This window comes from Enterobacter sp. CPE_E1241, assembly GCF_045618265.1.
In the GTDB taxonomy this organism is placed as follows: Bacteria; Pseudomonadota; Gammaproteobacteria; order Enterobacterales; family Enterobacteriaceae; genus Enterobacter; species Enterobacter adelaidei.
On sequence record NZ_JBIWYV010000001.1, the window covers coordinates 850,639 to 864,429 of the forward strand.

The 13,791-nt window shown below is 52.9% G+C and carries 13 protein-coding genes; 8 read left to right on the forward strand and 5 right to left on the reverse strand.

Going from position 1 to position 13,791, the window contains the following annotated elements; genetic code table 11:
* The 7 genes from ftsQ to mutT all read left to right on the forward strand — a co-directional run bounded on the left by ftsQ (position 1) and on the right by mutT (position 8,327).
* On the forward strand, positions 1–843 hold the full coding sequence (gene ftsQ, locus ACJ9Y9_RS04120; RefSeq protein ID WP_008501979.1) for a cell division protein FtsQ: 843 nt from the start codon (positions 1–3) through the stop codon (positions 841–843).
* A complete protein-coding gene (ftsA, locus tag ACJ9Y9_RS04125; protein WP_006173845.1) occupies positions 840–2,096 on the forward strand; it encodes a cell division protein FtsA in 1,257 nt (418 codons plus the stop codon). Before ftsQ ends, ftsA begins: the two co-directional genes overlap by 4 nt.
* A gap of 63 nt (positions 2,097–2,159) precedes the next feature.
* A complete protein-coding gene (ftsZ, locus tag ACJ9Y9_RS04130) occupies positions 2,160–3,311 on the forward strand; it encodes a cell division protein FtsZ (RefSeq protein WP_008501978.1) in 1,152 nt (383 codons plus the stop codon).
* 101 nt (positions 3,312–3,412) lie between these two features.
* Positions 3,413–4,330 (forward strand): UDP-3-O-acyl-N-acetylglucosamine deacetylase, encoded by a 918-nt coding sequence (gene lpxC, locus ACJ9Y9_RS04135; protein ID WP_028016687.1) that lies wholly within the window; start codon positions 3,413–3,415, stop codon positions 4,328–4,330.
* Positions 4,331–4,609: 279 nt separating this feature from the next.
* The gene (secM, locus tag ACJ9Y9_RS04140) at positions 4,610–5,113 is read left to right on the forward strand and encodes a secA translation cis-regulator SecM (protein WP_075204721.1); all 504 of its coding nucleotides are present in this window, start codon (positions 4,610–4,612) and stop codon (positions 5,111–5,113) included.
* A 58-nt stretch (positions 5,114–5,171) separates the two neighbouring features.
* The gene (gene secA / locus ACJ9Y9_RS04145; RefSeq protein WP_028016689.1) at positions 5,172–7,877 is read left to right on the forward strand and encodes a preprotein translocase subunit SecA; all 2,706 of its coding nucleotides are present in this window, start codon (positions 5,172–5,174) and stop codon (positions 7,875–7,877) included.
* Between the two features lie 57 nt (positions 7,878–7,934).
* Positions 7,935–8,327 (forward strand): 8-oxo-dGTP diphosphatase MutT, encoded by a 393-nt coding sequence (gene mutT / locus ACJ9Y9_RS04150; RefSeq protein ID WP_028016690.1) that lies wholly within the window; start codon positions 7,935–7,937, stop codon positions 8,325–8,327.
* Positions 8,328–8,361: 34 nt separating this feature from the next.
* Here the strand turns inward: mutT and yacG are convergent, their stop codons facing one another.
* From yacG to coaE, 3 genes are read right to left on the reverse strand one after another with little or no spacing between them, the layout of a single operon-like run.
* Positions 8,362–8,556, reverse strand: a complete 195-nt coding sequence (gene yacG / locus ACJ9Y9_RS04155) for a DNA gyrase inhibitor YacG (protein WP_028016691.1) — start codon at positions 8,554–8,556, stop codon at positions 8,362–8,364.
* Positions 8,557–8,565: 9 nt separating this feature from the next.
* A complete protein-coding gene (zapD, locus tag ACJ9Y9_RS04160) occupies positions 8,566–9,309 on the reverse strand; it encodes a cell division protein ZapD (RefSeq protein WP_028016692.1) in 744 nt (247 codons plus the stop codon).
* Complete coding sequence (gene coaE / locus ACJ9Y9_RS04165; RefSeq protein WP_028016693.1) at positions 9,309–9,929, reverse strand: dephospho-CoA kinase; 621 nt, start codon at positions 9,927–9,929, stop codon at positions 9,309–9,311. The genes zapD and coaE overlap by 1 nt, the downstream gene beginning before the upstream one ends.
* 228 nt (positions 9,930–10,157) lie before the next feature.
* On the opposite strand from coaE, the gene ACJ9Y9_RS04170 reads away from it, so the two are divergent.
* Entirely contained in the window at positions 10,158–11,201 is a 1,044-nt protein-coding gene (locus ACJ9Y9_RS04170; protein WP_028016694.1) for a GMP reductase, read from the forward strand.
* Positions 11,202–11,234: 33 nt separating this feature from the next.
* Here the strand turns inward: ACJ9Y9_RS04170 and hofC are convergent, their stop codons facing one another.
* Positions 11,235–12,419 (reverse strand): protein transport protein HofC, encoded by a 1,185-nt coding sequence (gene hofC / locus ACJ9Y9_RS04175; protein WP_028016695.1) that lies wholly within the window; start codon positions 12,417–12,419, stop codon positions 11,235–11,237.
* Positions 12,409–13,791, reverse strand: a complete 1,383-nt coding sequence (gene gspE / locus ACJ9Y9_RS04180; RefSeq protein WP_028016696.1) for a type II secretion system protein GspE — start codon at positions 13,789–13,791, stop codon at positions 12,409–12,411. Before gspE ends, hofC begins: the two co-directional genes overlap by 11 nt.

The following is a 13,791-nucleotide window of genomic DNA, read 5'->3' on the forward strand; positions in this document are numbered from 1 at the left end:
ATGTCTCAGGCTGCATTGAACACACGCAACCGCGATGACGAAGAAGAATACACTTCTTCACGCCGGAGTAATGGAACGCGTCTTGCAGGGATTATTTTCCTGCTCGGGGTGCTGTGCACCGTGTTTATCAGCGGCTGGATGGTCCTGGGCTGGATGGAAGACGCACAACGGTTACCGCTTTCTAAGCTGGTGGTCACCGGTGAACGTCACTACACGCGAAACGATGATATTCGCCAGTCAATTCTGGCGCTGGGATCGCCTGGCACCTTTATGACTCAGGACGTCAATATTATCCAGAGCCAGATTGAACGTCTGCCGTGGATAAAACAGGCGAGTGTAAGAAAGCAATGGCCTGATGAATTGAAGATTCATCTGGTTGAATATGTGCCCATTGCGCGTTGGAATGATCAGCACATGGTTGACGTAGACGGAAATTCCTTCAGCGTCCCGACCGATCGTGTTAACAAGCAAAATCTACCGATGTTGTATGGCCCTGAAGGTAGCGAAAATGAAGTGTTACAGGGTTTTCGCGAAATGGGACAGGTGCTGGCGAAAGACAGGTTCACGTTAAAAGATGCTGCCATGACGGCACGCCGCTCCTGGCAGTTGACGTTAACGAACGGCATAAAGCTTAACCTGGGGCGCGGCGACACAATGAAGCGTCTGGCGCGTTTTGTAGAACTTTACCCGGTTTTACAGCAGCAGGCACAGACTGACGGCAAACGGATAAGCTACGTTGATTTGCGCTATGACTCAGGCGCAGCAGTCGGTTGGGTACCGGCTCCGGTCGAGGAACCTAATCAGCAACAGAATCAGGCACAGGTACAGGCAGAACAACAATGATCAAGGCGACGGACAGAAAACTGGTAGTTGGACTGGAGATTGGCACCGCGAAGGTTGCCGCTTTAGTAGGGGAAGTTCTGCCCGACGGTATGGTCAATATCATTGGCGTGGGCAGTTGCCCGTCCCGTGGTATGGATAAAGGTGGGGTAAACGATCTTGAATCGGTGGTGAAATGCGTACAGCGCGCCATCGATCAGGCTGAATTGATGGCAGATTGCCAGATTTCTTCTGTCTATCTGGCCCTTTCTGGTAAGCATATTAGCTGCCAGAACGAAATCGGTATGGTTCCGATTTCTGAAGAAGAAGTAACACAGGAAGACGTTGAAAACGTTGTGCATACGGCGAAATCCGTGCGTGTCCGCGATGAGCATCGTGTACTGCATGTGATCCCGCAGGAATATGCCATCGACTACCAGGAGGGTATCAAGAACCCGGTAGGTCTTTCTGGCGTGCGTATGCAGGCAAAAGTGCACCTGATCACATGTCACAACGATATGGCGAAGAACATTGTAAAAGCTGTTGAACGTTGTGGCCTGAAAGTTGACCAACTTATTTTCGCCGGTCTGGCGGCAAGTTATTCCGTGCTGACCGAAGATGAACGTGAACTGGGCGTCTGTGTGGTCGATATTGGTGGTGGTACAATGGACATGGCCGTATATACCGGCGGTGCTCTGCGCCACACCAAAGTGATCCCTTACGCAGGGAATGTTGTGACCAGCGATATTGCTTACGCTTTTGGTACGCCACCGAGCGATGCAGAAGCGATTAAAGTGCGCCATGGTTGTGCGCTGGGGTCTATCGTTGGGAAAGATGAGAGCGTTGAAGTGCCAAGCGTAGGTGGTCGTCCACCGCGCAGTCTGCAACGCCAGACGCTGGCAGAGGTGATCGAGCCGCGCTATACCGAGCTGCTCAATCTCGTCAACGAAGAGATTTTACAGTTACAGGAACAGCTTCGTCAGCAGGGTGTTAAGCATCATCTCGCGGCGGGGATTGTATTAACCGGCGGTGCAGCGCAAATTGAAGGTCTTGCAGCCTGTGCTCAGCGCGTGTTCCATACGCAGGTGCGTATTGGTGCGCCACTGAATATCACCGGTTTAACGGATTATGCTCAGGAGCCTTATTATTCAACGGCTGTGGGCCTGCTTCACTACGGGAAAGAATCTCATCTCAGTGGCGAAGCAGAAGTGGAAAAACGCGTCTCAGTGGGGTCGTGGGTCAAACGACTGAACAACTGGTTGCGAAAAGAGTTTTAATTTTTTTAAGAGACCGGAGAGAATTAGCGGTCTCGGGCGACAGGCACAACGGAGAGAGAAATTATGTTTGAACCTATGGAACTGACCAACGACGCGGTGATTAAAGTCATCGGCGTCGGTGGCGGCGGCGGTAACGCCGTAGAGCATATGGTGCGCGAGCGCATTGAAGGCGTTGAATTCTTTGCGGTTAACACCGATGCGCAGGCACTGCGTAAAACGGCTGTTGGCCAGACTATCCAGATCGGCGGTGGTATCACCAAAGGGCTGGGCGCTGGGGCTAACCCGGAAGTCGGTCGCAATGCGGCTGAAGAAGATCGTGAAGCCCTGCGTGCTGCACTGGAAGGTGCGGACATGGTCTTCATCGCAGCAGGCATGGGCGGTGGTACCGGTACTGGTGCAGCTCCTGTTGTGGCTGAAGTTGCGAAAGATTTAGGTATCCTGACCGTTGCTGTTGTGACCAAGCCTTTCAACTTTGAAGGCAAGAAGCGCATGGCCTTTGCGGAGCAGGGTATCACCGAGCTGTCCAAACATGTGGACTCTCTGATCACCATCCCGAACGACAAGCTGTTGAAAGTTCTGGGTCGCGGTATCTCCCTGCTGGACGCCTTTGGCGCAGCAAACGACGTGCTGAAAGGCGCGGTTCAGGGTATCGCCGAACTGATCACCCGTCCTGGCCTGATGAACGTTGACTTTGCAGACGTTCGCACCGTGATGTCCGAAATGGGCTACGCGATGATGGGCTCTGGCGTGGCGAGCGGTGAAGACCGTGCAGAAGAAGCGGCTGAAATGGCTATCTCTTCTCCACTGCTGGAAGATATCGACCTGTCTGGTGCGCGCGGCGTGCTGGTCAACATTACCGCTGGCTTTGACCTGCGTCTGGATGAGTTCGAAACCGTGGGTAACACCATTCGTGCGTTCGCCTCTGACAATGCGACCGTGGTAATCGGTACTTCCCTTGATCCGGAAATGAACGACGAACTCCGCGTGACTGTGGTTGCCACCGGTATCGGTATGGACAAGCGTCCTGAAATCACGCTGGTGACTAACAAACAGACTCAGCAACCGGTAATGGACCGTTACCAGCAGCACGGTATGTCTCCTCTGACTCAGGAGCAGAAGCCGGCCGCGAAAGTGGTTAATGACCCAACACCGCAAACCGCGAAAGAGCCAGATTATCTGGATATCCCGGCATTCCTGCGTAAGCAAGCTGACTAAGAATTGGCTGGAATTTGGGGATTTGCGCTCTTTGTGCTAAACTGGCCCACCGTTAGTGATATACACTCTCGGTTGGATAGTTAATTTGGCGAGATTATACGATGATCAAACAAAGGACACTTAAACGTATCGTTCAGGCGACTGGCGTCGGTTTACATACCGGCAAAAAAGTCACACTGACGTTACGCCCTGCGCCGGCCAATACCGGGGTCATCTATCGTCGCACCGACTTGAATCCACCGGTAGATTTTCCGGCCGATGCCAAATCTGTGCGTGATACTATGCTCTGTACTTGTCTGGTGAACGAGCATGACGTGCGGATTTCTACCGTAGAGCACCTGAACGCCGCCCTGGCGGGTCTGGGTATCGACAACATTATTGTTGAAGTCGATGCGCCAGAAATCCCGATTATGGATGGTAGTGCTGCTCCGTTCGTTTATCTGTTGCTGGATGCTGGCATCGAAGAACTGAACTGCGCGAAGAAATTTGTTCGCATCAAAGAGACCGTTCGTGTCGAAGATGGCGACAAGTGGGCTGAATTCAAACCGTACAATGGTTTCTCGTTGGACTTTACCATCGACTTTAACCATCCGGCGATTGATTCCAGCACCCAACGCTATGCGATGAACTTCTCTGCTGATGCATTCATGCGCCAGATCAGCCGTGCCCGTACATTTGGCTTCATGCGTGATATCGAATATCTGCAGTCCCGCGGCCTGTGCCTGGGCGGCAGCTTCGATTGTGCCATCGTTGTTGACGATTATCGCGTACTGAACGAAGACGGCCTGCGTTTCGAAGATGAATTCGTTCGTCACAAAATGCTGGACGCTATTGGCGACCTGTTCATGTGTGGTCACAACATCATTGGTGCATTTACCGCGTTCAAATCCGGTCATGCGCTGAACAACAAACTGTTGCAGGCCGTCCTGGCAAAACAGGAAGCCTGGGAATATGTGACCTTCGAAGACGAAGCAGAGCTGCCTCTGGCGTTCAAAGCACCAAGCACGGTTCTGGCGTAACGGTACAAGCCGTTTCGTAAAAAATCGACTGGTTAACCTGGTACTCTCTCCGACCAGGGGAACCAGTCGTTTTTATTTATACCTATCTTCATTTTTGCCCTCAGTCCCTCAACCCGTTGCCATACGTTGAAAATCTGTGCGTTAGCTGTATTCTTGACCGTTTTTCCCCGCAGTAGCATGTCATTCCTGCTGCTGTGTATTGGCTTTAGTGGTAATATCTGGGCGCTTAAAAGAATAACTGACTTCAGCTTGTAAAGGCTGACTTATGTGGTGGAGCAAGTGAGCGGAATACTGACGCGCTGGCGACAATTTGGCAGACGTTACTTCTGGCCGCATCTCTTATTAGGGATGGTCGCGGCGAGTCTCGGCTTGCCTGCGCTCAGTAACAGTGCTGAAGCAGCGACACCGCCGAAAACCTCCACAACCAAACACGATCTCAATACGCGGGTTAATTTTACGAACCTCGCGTGGCTTGAAGCCAGTCGCCGCCCTAATTTCTCAGTAGATTACTGGCACCAGCACGCCATTCGCACGGTTATCCGCCATTTGTCATTTGCGATGGCACCGCAGGCAATGCCTGTTGCTGAAACGGCGCGGCCGGAGCAGGCTCAGCATCTTGCCCTGCTCGATACGCTTAATGCGCTGCTCACTCAGGATAGCCAGCCACCGGTCATGGTGCGTCAGACGGCGCGATTCGCGTTCGTTCCTCCTGCCTCATTCTCCGTTTCAACATGGATTAGCCAGGTTCACGGTATTCGCGCCGGGCCTCAACGCCTCAGTTAAATTAACTTTTTCAATACCTTAATTTATCTGCCCACGATGGGGCGTTTGAGAATTTATTATGCTAATCAAATTATTAACCAAAGTTTTCGGTAGTCGTAACGATCGTACCCTGCGCCGTATGCGCAAAGCCGTCGCAGTCATCAATGGCATGGAACCGGCGATGGAGAAGCTCTCTGATGACGAGCTGAAAGCCAAAACGGCGGAATTCCGTGCGCGTCTGGAAAAAGGTGAAACCTTAGAAAGCCTGATCCCGGAAGCTTTCGCCGTGGTCCGTGAAGCGAGCAAGCGTGTGTTCGGCATGCGTCACTTCGATGTTCAGCTGCTGGGTGGTATGGTGCTCAACGAACGCTGCATCGCGGAAATGCGTACCGGTGAAGGTAAAACCCTGACCGCAACGCTGCCGGCATACCTGAACGCGCTGACCGGTAAAGGCGTTCACGTCGTCACCGTCAACGACTATCTGGCACAGCGTGACGCCGAAAACAACCGTCCACTGTTCGAATTCCTCGGTATGACTGTCGGCATCAACATGTCTGGTCTGCCTGCGCCAGCCAAGCGTGAAGCGTATAACGCGGATATTACCTACGGTACGAACAACGAATACGGTTTCGACTACCTGCGTGACAACATGGCGTTCAGCCCGGAAGAGCGCGTACAGCGTAAGCTGCACTATGCTCTGGTGGATGAGGTGGACTCCATCCTGATCGATGAAGCGCGTACTCCGCTGATTATCTCCGGCCCGGCTGAAGACAGCTCTGAGATGTACCGTAAAGTCGACAAAATCATTCCACACCTGCTGCGTCAGGAGAAAGAAGACTCCGATACCTTCCAGGGTGAAGGCCACTTCTCCGTTGATGAAAAAGCGCGCCAGGTGAACCTGACCGAGCGTGGTCTGGTGAAAATTGAAGAACTGCTGGTCGCTGAAGGCATCATGGAAGAGGGAGAGTCTCTGTACTCTCCGAGCAACATCATGCTGATGCACCACGTGACCGCAGCCCTGCGTGCCCATGCCTTGTTTACCCGCGACGTCGACTACATCGTAAAAGACGGCGAAGTGATCATCGTCGATGAACACACCGGCCGTACCATGCAGGGGCGTCGCTGGTCTGATGGCCTGCACCAGGCTGTGGAAGCCAAAGAAGGTGTGGATATTCAGAATGAAAACCAGACGCTGGCGTCTATCACCTTCCAGAACTACTTCCGTCTGTACGAGAAGCTGGCGGGCATGACCGGTACTGCCGATACCGAAGCGTTTGAATTCAGCTCCATCTATAAGCTGGATACCGTGGTGGTGCCAACCAACCGTCCAATGATCCGTAAGGATATGCCGGACCTGGTGTACATGACTGAAGCGGAAAAAATTCAGGCGATCATCGAAGATATTCGCGATCGTACTGCGAATGGTCAGCCGGTTCTGGTAGGGACCATCTCCATCGAGAAATCCGAAGTGGTTTCTCACGAGCTGACTAAAGCGGGTATCAAACACAACGTTCTGAACGCTAAATTCCACGCCAAAGAAGCAGATATCGTTGCGCAGGCGGGTTATCCGGCTGCCGTGACCATTGCCACCAACATGGCGGGCCGTGGTACCGATATTATGCTGGGCGGTAGCTGGCAGGCTGAAGTGGCTGAACTGGAAAACCCAACGCCAGAACAGATTGCGCAGATCAAAGCCGACTGGCAGGTTCGTCATGACGCGGTTCTGGCATCCGGTGGTTTGCACATTATCGGTACCGAGCGTCACGAATCTCGTCGTATTGATAACCAGCTGCGTGGTCGTGCGGGTCGTCAGGGTGATGCCGGTTCTTCCCGCTTCTACCTGTCTATGGAAGATGCGCTGATGCGTATTTTCGCCTCTGACCGTGTATCCGGCATGATGCGTAAGCTGGGCATGAAACCAGGCGAAGCCATCGAGCACCCGTGGGTCACTAAAGCGATTGCAAACGCGCAGCGTAAAGTGGAAAGCCGCAACTTTGATATTCGTAAGCAGCTGCTGGAATATGATGATGTGGCTAACGATCAGCGTCGTGCGATCTACACCCAGCGTAACGAACTGCTGGACGTGTCTGACGTGAGCGAAACCATTAACAGCATTCGCGAAGACGTATTCAAAGCGACTATCGACGCGCATATTCCACCGCAGTCTCTGGAAGAGATGTGGGATATCGAAGGTCTCCAGGAACGTCTGAAAAACGACTTTGACCTCGATCTGCCAATCAAAGAGTGGCTGGACAAAGAGCCTGAGCTGCATGAAGAGACGCTGCGCGAACGTATTTACGAAACTGCGCTGGATGTCTACAAGCGTAAGGAAGAAGTCGTTGGTGCTGAGATGATGCGTCACTTCGAAAAAGGTGTGATGCTGCAGACCCTGGACTCACTGTGGAAAGAGCACCTGGCGGCGATGGACTACCTGCGTCAGGGTATCCACCTGCGTGGCTATGCGCAGAAAGATCCGAAGCAGGAATATAAGCGTGAATCCTTCTCGATGTTTGCGTCGATGCTGGAGTCACTGAAATATGAAGTGATCAGCACCCTGAGCAAGGTTCAGGTGCGTATGCCGGAAGAAGTGGAAGCGATGGAGCAGCAGCGTCGCGAAGAAGCTGAGCGTCTGGCACAGATGCAACAGCTGAGCCACCAGACTGATGACAGTGAAGCCGCAGCGGCGATCGCAGCGCAGACAGGCGATCGTAAAGTGGGCCGTAACGATCCGTGCCCATGTGGTTCCGGTAAAAAATACAAGGCGTGCCACGGCCGTCTGAACTAAGTTCATGAAAAAGCAAAAAGGCGCAGACATCTGCGCCTTTTTTATGGAAGTGACACTATGAAAATACTGCAAATTGCCGTCGGGATTATTCGCAACCCGCAAAACCAAATCTTCATTACCCAGCGCGCGGCTGACGCCCATATGGCGAACAAATGGGAGTTTCCGGGGGGGAAAATCGAATCAGGTGAAACGCCGGAAGAGGCGCTGGTTCGCGAACTGCAGGAAGAGGTGGGGATTACTCCACTTGGCGCAACGCTGTTTGATAAGCTCGAATACCAGTTTCCGGACAGGCACATCACGCTGTGGTTCTGGCTGGTAGAAAGCTGGGAAGGTGAACCCTGGGGGAAAGAGGGACAACCGGGTAATTGGGTTGAACTTCAGGTAAGTGATGCCGAAAAATTCCCACCGGCTAATGAGCCTGTGATCCGCCGATTAGTGGCAAACAGGTAGGCCTGCTAAGCGAAGCGCCAGCAGGCTTTATACGTTACTGCTGGTTCTCGCTCCAGTCATCGCTATCCGTGAGATCGCCTTCACTCGGAATGCGTTTCTCCTCCGCTGCCCATTCTCCCAGATCAATCAACTGACAGCGTTTACAGCAGAATGGGCGGAATGGGCTCATTTCGCCCCAGACAACGGTTTTGCCACAGGTCGGGCAGTTTACGGTGGTTACGTCAGACATCGGTACTCCTCAACAACAGGCCAGTTCAAAATCGAGACGTTCTGGCACGGTGCCATTTTCACTGTCGAGTGGCATAAAGCGAATGGCGAAACGACTTTTATGTCCGGAAATTTGTGGGTAAAGCTGTTCGCCAAGCGATAAGTTCAGGCGCAGAAGATCGGCATCATCACCGTTATCCTGGTAGAAACCGTTCAGGCTGGTTTGCTTACGGAATGGGGCTGAGTTACGGATCAGATCGAGGATAAGCGACAGCGTCTGATGCATCGGCTCCAGACTCGCCAGCCAGCTATTCACCTGTGCATCACGTTGAGCTTGCGGCATATGCAGCCACATATGAAGCGTCGGGAGATCGAAACTACAGCAACCTCCTGGGATGCTCAGACGCTGGCGTACCAGGCCAATCAGGCGGTCTTCACGCAAAAATTGTCCAACACGTGGCGCGGCCATCAGAAGGGTGCTGCTGGCTTTCAACTGCTGGCGGAGATCGTCGATACGGCTTTGGTCGACACCGGGGACCTCAGTCCAGGCCTGCAATTTACGTTGCTGGCGCTCCAGCTCTTTGAGCAATTCTGTGCGGACATCTCCGCGTTCAATCACATCCAGTAGATCGCCCACGTTACGGAAGAAGTGTAACGCCGTGGCATGATCGTTGACAGGTAGATGTTGTGAAAGCTGTTGAATGAGAAATTCGATGCGTAACCAGGTACGCATTTTTTCGTTGAGCGGATGCTCAAAAAGGATGTGAGTCGACATTATGGTTTTTCCTGTGCAACGGTCTGCGCGGCAAACGTCAGATACTGCGCGTGCAGACGGGCAACATCCGATGCAATGGCATCTGGTGCGCCGTTATTATCAATAACATCATCCGCCACGGCAAGGCGCTGATCGCGCGTGGCCTGAGCGGCAAGAATTTGTTCAGCATGTTCACGCGAGACGCGGTCGCGCATCATGGTGCGCTGGATTTGCGTTTCGGGAGAGACATCAATCACCAGCACCCGGTCGGCTTTTTTCTGCAACTGATTTTCCACCAGTAACGGAACTACCCACAATACATAGGGTGAGCTGGCTGCGGCAATCTGACGCTGGGTTTCCTGGTGGATAATGGGGTGGAGCAAGGCATTAAGCCAGACTTTTTCCGCAGAATCAGAAAAAATGCATTCGCGAAGCTGACGGCGATTCAGAGTGCCATCGGCATTGATGATTGCCTGACCAAAATGTTCTGCGATGGCCTTTAGCGCGGGTGTATTAGGCTCTACCACCTGGCGGGCAATGATATCGGCATCAATAATCGTGATACCCAGACGAGAGAAAGCGTCCGCAACGGTACTTTTGCCACTACCGATGCCGCCGGTTAATGCAACGATATACCCCATTAAATCAAATCCTGGGAATTATTCATTATTAAAATCAGTTGATTAAAACTCTTAGGTGCCCCAGCAACTGTTTAGCCCCGTTTACCGGCTTTTTACCAGGTAAATTTATAGGATTGTAGCGTAAAAAAAGAGAATTTCGCAGTCTTGCGGAGCAGGTATTAGTGCGTATGATAACGTCACTGGAGTTGTGCTTTTAACATATTTGCCTCTAACCCCAGGAATCCGCACATGCGTATTGAAGAAGATCTGAAGTTAGGTTTCAAAGACGTTCTTATCCGCCCTAAACGCTCTACACTGAAAAGTCGCTCAGACGTTGAACTTGAACGTCAATTCACCTTTAAACATTCCGGTCAGACCTGGTCTGGTGTGCCAATCATTGCTGCCAACATGGACACTGTGGGCACATTTGAAATGGCAACGGCGCTGGCAAAATTTGATGTCCTCACCGCTGTGCATAAGCACTACACTCCTGAAGAGTGGAATGCATTTGTTGCGTCAGCTTCTGACGATGTGGTTAAGCATGTCATGGTTTCTACCGGTACATCCGATGCGGATTTTGAGAAGACCAAACAGATCCTGAATGCGAATCCAGCACTAAACTTCGTCTGTATTGATGTGGCGAACGGTTATTCCGAGCACTTCGTGCAGTTTGTCAGCAAGGCTCGCGAAGCCTGGCCGACCAAAACCATCATCGCGGGTAACGTGGTGACCGGCGAAATGTGTGAAGAGCTGCTCCTTTCCGGTGCCGACATTGTGAAAGTAGGCATTGGCCCGGGTTCCGTATGCACCACGCGCGTTAAAACCGGTGTCGGTTATCCGCAGCTTTCCGCCGTGATTGAGTGCGCTGATGCTGCGCATGGTCTGGGCGGCCAAATCATCAGCGATGGTGGTTGCACCATGCCGGGTGATGTTGCGAAGGCCTTTGGCGGCGGCGCAGACTTCGTGATGCTCGGCGGTATGCTGGCAGGCCACGAAGAGAGTGGTGGCACAGTGGTTGAAGAGAATGGCGAGAAATTTATGCTGTTCTACGGGATGAGCTCTGAATCTGCTATGACCCGTCACGTCGGTGGCGTAGCAAAATACCGCGCGGCTGAAGGCAAAACCGTGAAGCTGCCACTGCGTGGCCCGGTCGAAAACACTGCGCGCGATATCCTTGGCGGCTTACGCTCAGCCTGCACCTATGTTGGGGCATCCCGTCTGAAAGAGCTGACGAAACGTACTACGTTTATCCGCGTTCAGGAGCAGGAAAACCGCGTGTTCAACAGTCTGTAATAGCTTCAGCTGGCGCATGCCCGTGCGCCAGCATTATCCTGCACTCATCGCATCCCCCAGATGGAAAATAGGCAAGTACATTGCCACCACCAGTGTGCCGATGATGACTCCCGTCACAATCAGAAGCAAAGGCTCCAGAAGTGCCGCCAGGTTATCTGCCTGCTGGAAAGTTTGCTCCGTGTGATGGTGGGCAAGGTTCTTCAGCATGACGTCCAACGCACCTGACATTTCACCGGTTCGTAAAAGCTGAATACACAGCGGGGTAAAGATTGCCGTCTTCTGGAAGGATGACCAGATGGGGAGACCTTTTTCAATGTCCTCCCGAACGCAGCGGAGTATCCCCCGCCAGTAACAACTTTCAACGGTCTCCTCTGCGCTCTCCAGGCCCTGTAAAAAGGGGATGCCTGCCTGTTGTGTAAGCGACAGCACGGTAAAGATCTGTCCCAGTTTTTGGCCTTTTGCCAGTGCGCCCATGACGGGAGTATGCAGCAAGATGCATTGCCAGCGAGGGTCATTTCGCAGAATCCAGGCGGCAGCCACAGGTACAAGCAGTCCCGAGAACAGTGCGAGGAAATATGACTGCATAAAGGCGGCCATCCCCATGACAATCTGTGTCAGTTTCGGGAGCGGGGTATTAAACGTCCTGTAGATAGCGGCAAATTCAGGTAAGACCAGAGTGACCATCGCCAGCACGACGATTACAGCCAGCATCAGGATTATCACCGGATAGCGCAGTGCCTTTTTCACTTTTGCACTGAGCTGCTGCTGAGACTTTTGTTGCTGTGCTAGCCGGCGGCAGCACTCCTCCAGTTTTCCTGTTAGTTCACCGGTTTTCACCATCGAGACATGCAATGGGCTAAAGACCGCAGGCCATCGCTTTAGTGCCTCAGAAAAAGGACATCCTTCACCAAGTTCATCGGCAATGCTTTGCAGGAGTGCCTGCCAGGGCTTTAATGGATGCTGGTCCGCCAGCATTTGCAGACTATGGGACAATGTCAGCCCAGCCTGCAGAAGAGTCGCGAGCTGGCGAAACATCTCGTAGCAGTGATGTGGCCGCCAGCGGTATTTCTGTGAGCATCGGGTCACTGACAGCGGATGCAACTCGTTACGCATCAGTCTGGTGAAAGCCGCATTACGGTCTGTCGCCCAGAGTGTTCCACTCCGGGGCTCTCCTTCAATGGAAAGCGCTCGCCAGCGCCAGAGTTGATTAGCAACCATCGGGCATTCCCAGAACGCGCAGCAACTCTTCGAGCGTGGTCAGCCCCTGTTCAACCGCGATACAGCCGTGTTCGAACAGGGAAAGCATTCCTGCCTGTCGGGCACTTGCTTCTATCACTTCGGTTCCTGCGCCGCTGGCAATGGCCTGCCGCAGGAAACTATCGATCGCAAGAACTTCAAAAATGGCCACGCGGCCATAGAAACCGTGATAGCAACGATCGCAACCTGTGGGTTGCCAGCGTGGAAGCGGTCTGCACCAGACTGAGCGAGGTAATTCAGCGTGCTCGCTGGCTTCCCGGCGACAATGTGGGCACAGACGACGAACCAGGCGCTGAGCAATCACCATCGAGAGTGCGGAAGATATCATCCAGCGCGCCACGCCCATCTGCTCCAGGCGAGTCAGGGCTTCTGTTGTTGAGTTAGTGTGCAGCGTCGATAACACCAGATGCCCGGTCTGGGCGGCATTAATGGCAATCTCAGCCGTTTCACCATCACGAATTTCGCCGACCATAATGATGTCAGGATCCTGACGTAGCAGCGCTCTCAGCACGCTCTGAAATGTTAAGCCCGCGCGGGGATTAATCTGCGTCTGGTTTAATCCCGCAAGGGGGATCTCAATGGGATCCTCCACGCTACAGATGTTAACATCCGGCGTGTTGCGCGCTTGCAACGCACTGTAAAGCGTCACCGTTTTGCCGCTGCCTGTGGGACCCGTGACCAGAATCAGCCCCTGTGGCTGATGAAGAGCGTCGTTAAAGCAGGTCAGTTGTTCAGTACTCATACCAAGTGCTTTCGGCTCAAGAGCCTGCTGAACCTGATGCAACAGGCGCAGCACAATTTTCTCGCCACCGCTGCAGGGAAGCGTGGCGATTCGAAATGAGATCGGCTCATTTGCCAGCTCAATCGTAAACTGACCGTCCTGCGGTAAACGGCGCTCGGCAATATCCAGGTTACTTAACACTTTTAAACGCGCGCTGAACTGGGTTGCCAGTGCTGCAGAAAGCGGAGGTTGCGGGCACAGTACGCCGTCAATACGTAAGCGGATCTGACATGCGTGCTCCATCGGTTCAATATGAATGTCTGATGCGCGTTGGTTTATCGCCTGTTGCAGCGTGTGGTTGAGGATATCCACTGCTGAATGTGATGGAGAAACGACAGGCAGATGCGATTGTGACGTTAACTGCCGGTGTTTTTCCATACGCTCAGTGCTCCAGCATTCGATATCAATCCGTTTTTGGGTCGCGAAACGCAGGGCTTCCATTAACTCATTGCCAGGGTTTCCCACGACGGCGATGCTAATCATGTCACTATCGCTGGTTAGCAGCAGAGCGTGATGGCGCAGACAGAGTGCCACGAGTTGATCCGTATTCAT

What these genes read in the sequence shown, in the direction of transcription:
- ftsQ (WP_008501979.1), top strand. Translation starts at nt 1, where the DNA reads ATGTCTCAGGCTGCATTGAACACACGCAACCGCGATGACGAAGAAGAA.
- ftsA (WP_006173845.1), top strand. Translation starts at nt 840, where the DNA reads ATGATCAAGGCGACGGACAGAAAACTGGTAGTTGGACTGGAGATTGGC.
- ftsZ (WP_008501978.1), top strand. Translation starts at nt 2,160, where the DNA reads ATGTTTGAACCTATGGAACTGACCAACGACGCGGTGATTAAAGTCATC.
- lpxC (WP_028016687.1), top strand. Translation starts at nt 3,413, where the DNA reads ATGATCAAACAAAGGACACTTAAACGTATCGTTCAGGCGACTGGCGTC.
- secA (WP_028016689.1), top strand. Translation starts at nt 5,172, where the DNA reads ATGCTAATCAAATTATTAACCAAAGTTTTCGGTAGTCGTAACGATCGT.
- mutT (WP_028016690.1), top strand. Translation starts at nt 7,935, where the DNA reads ATGAAAATACTGCAAATTGCCGTCGGGATTATTCGCAACCCGCAAAAC.
- yacG (WP_028016691.1), bottom strand. Translation starts at nt 8,556, where the DNA reads ATGTCTGACGTAACCACCGTAAACTGCCCGACCTGTGGCAAAACCGTT.
- zapD (WP_028016692.1), bottom strand. Translation starts at nt 9,309, where the DNA reads ATGTCGACTCACATCCTTTTTGAGCATCCGCTCAACGAAAAAATGCGT.
- coaE (WP_028016693.1), bottom strand. Translation starts at nt 9,929, where the DNA reads ATGGGGTATATCGTTGCATTAACCGGCGGCATCGGTAGTGGCAAAAGT.
- ACJ9Y9_RS04170 (WP_028016694.1), top strand. Translation starts at nt 10,158, where the DNA reads ATGCGTATTGAAGAAGATCTGAAGTTAGGTTTCAAAGACGTTCTTATC.
- hofC (WP_028016695.1), bottom strand. Translation starts at nt 12,419, where the DNA reads ATGGTTGCTAATCAACTCTGGCGCTGGCGAGCGCTTTCCATTGAAGGA.
- gspE (WP_028016696.1), bottom strand. Translation starts at nt 13,791, where the DNA reads ATGAATACGGATCAACTCGTGGCACTCTGTCTGCGCCATCACGCTCTG.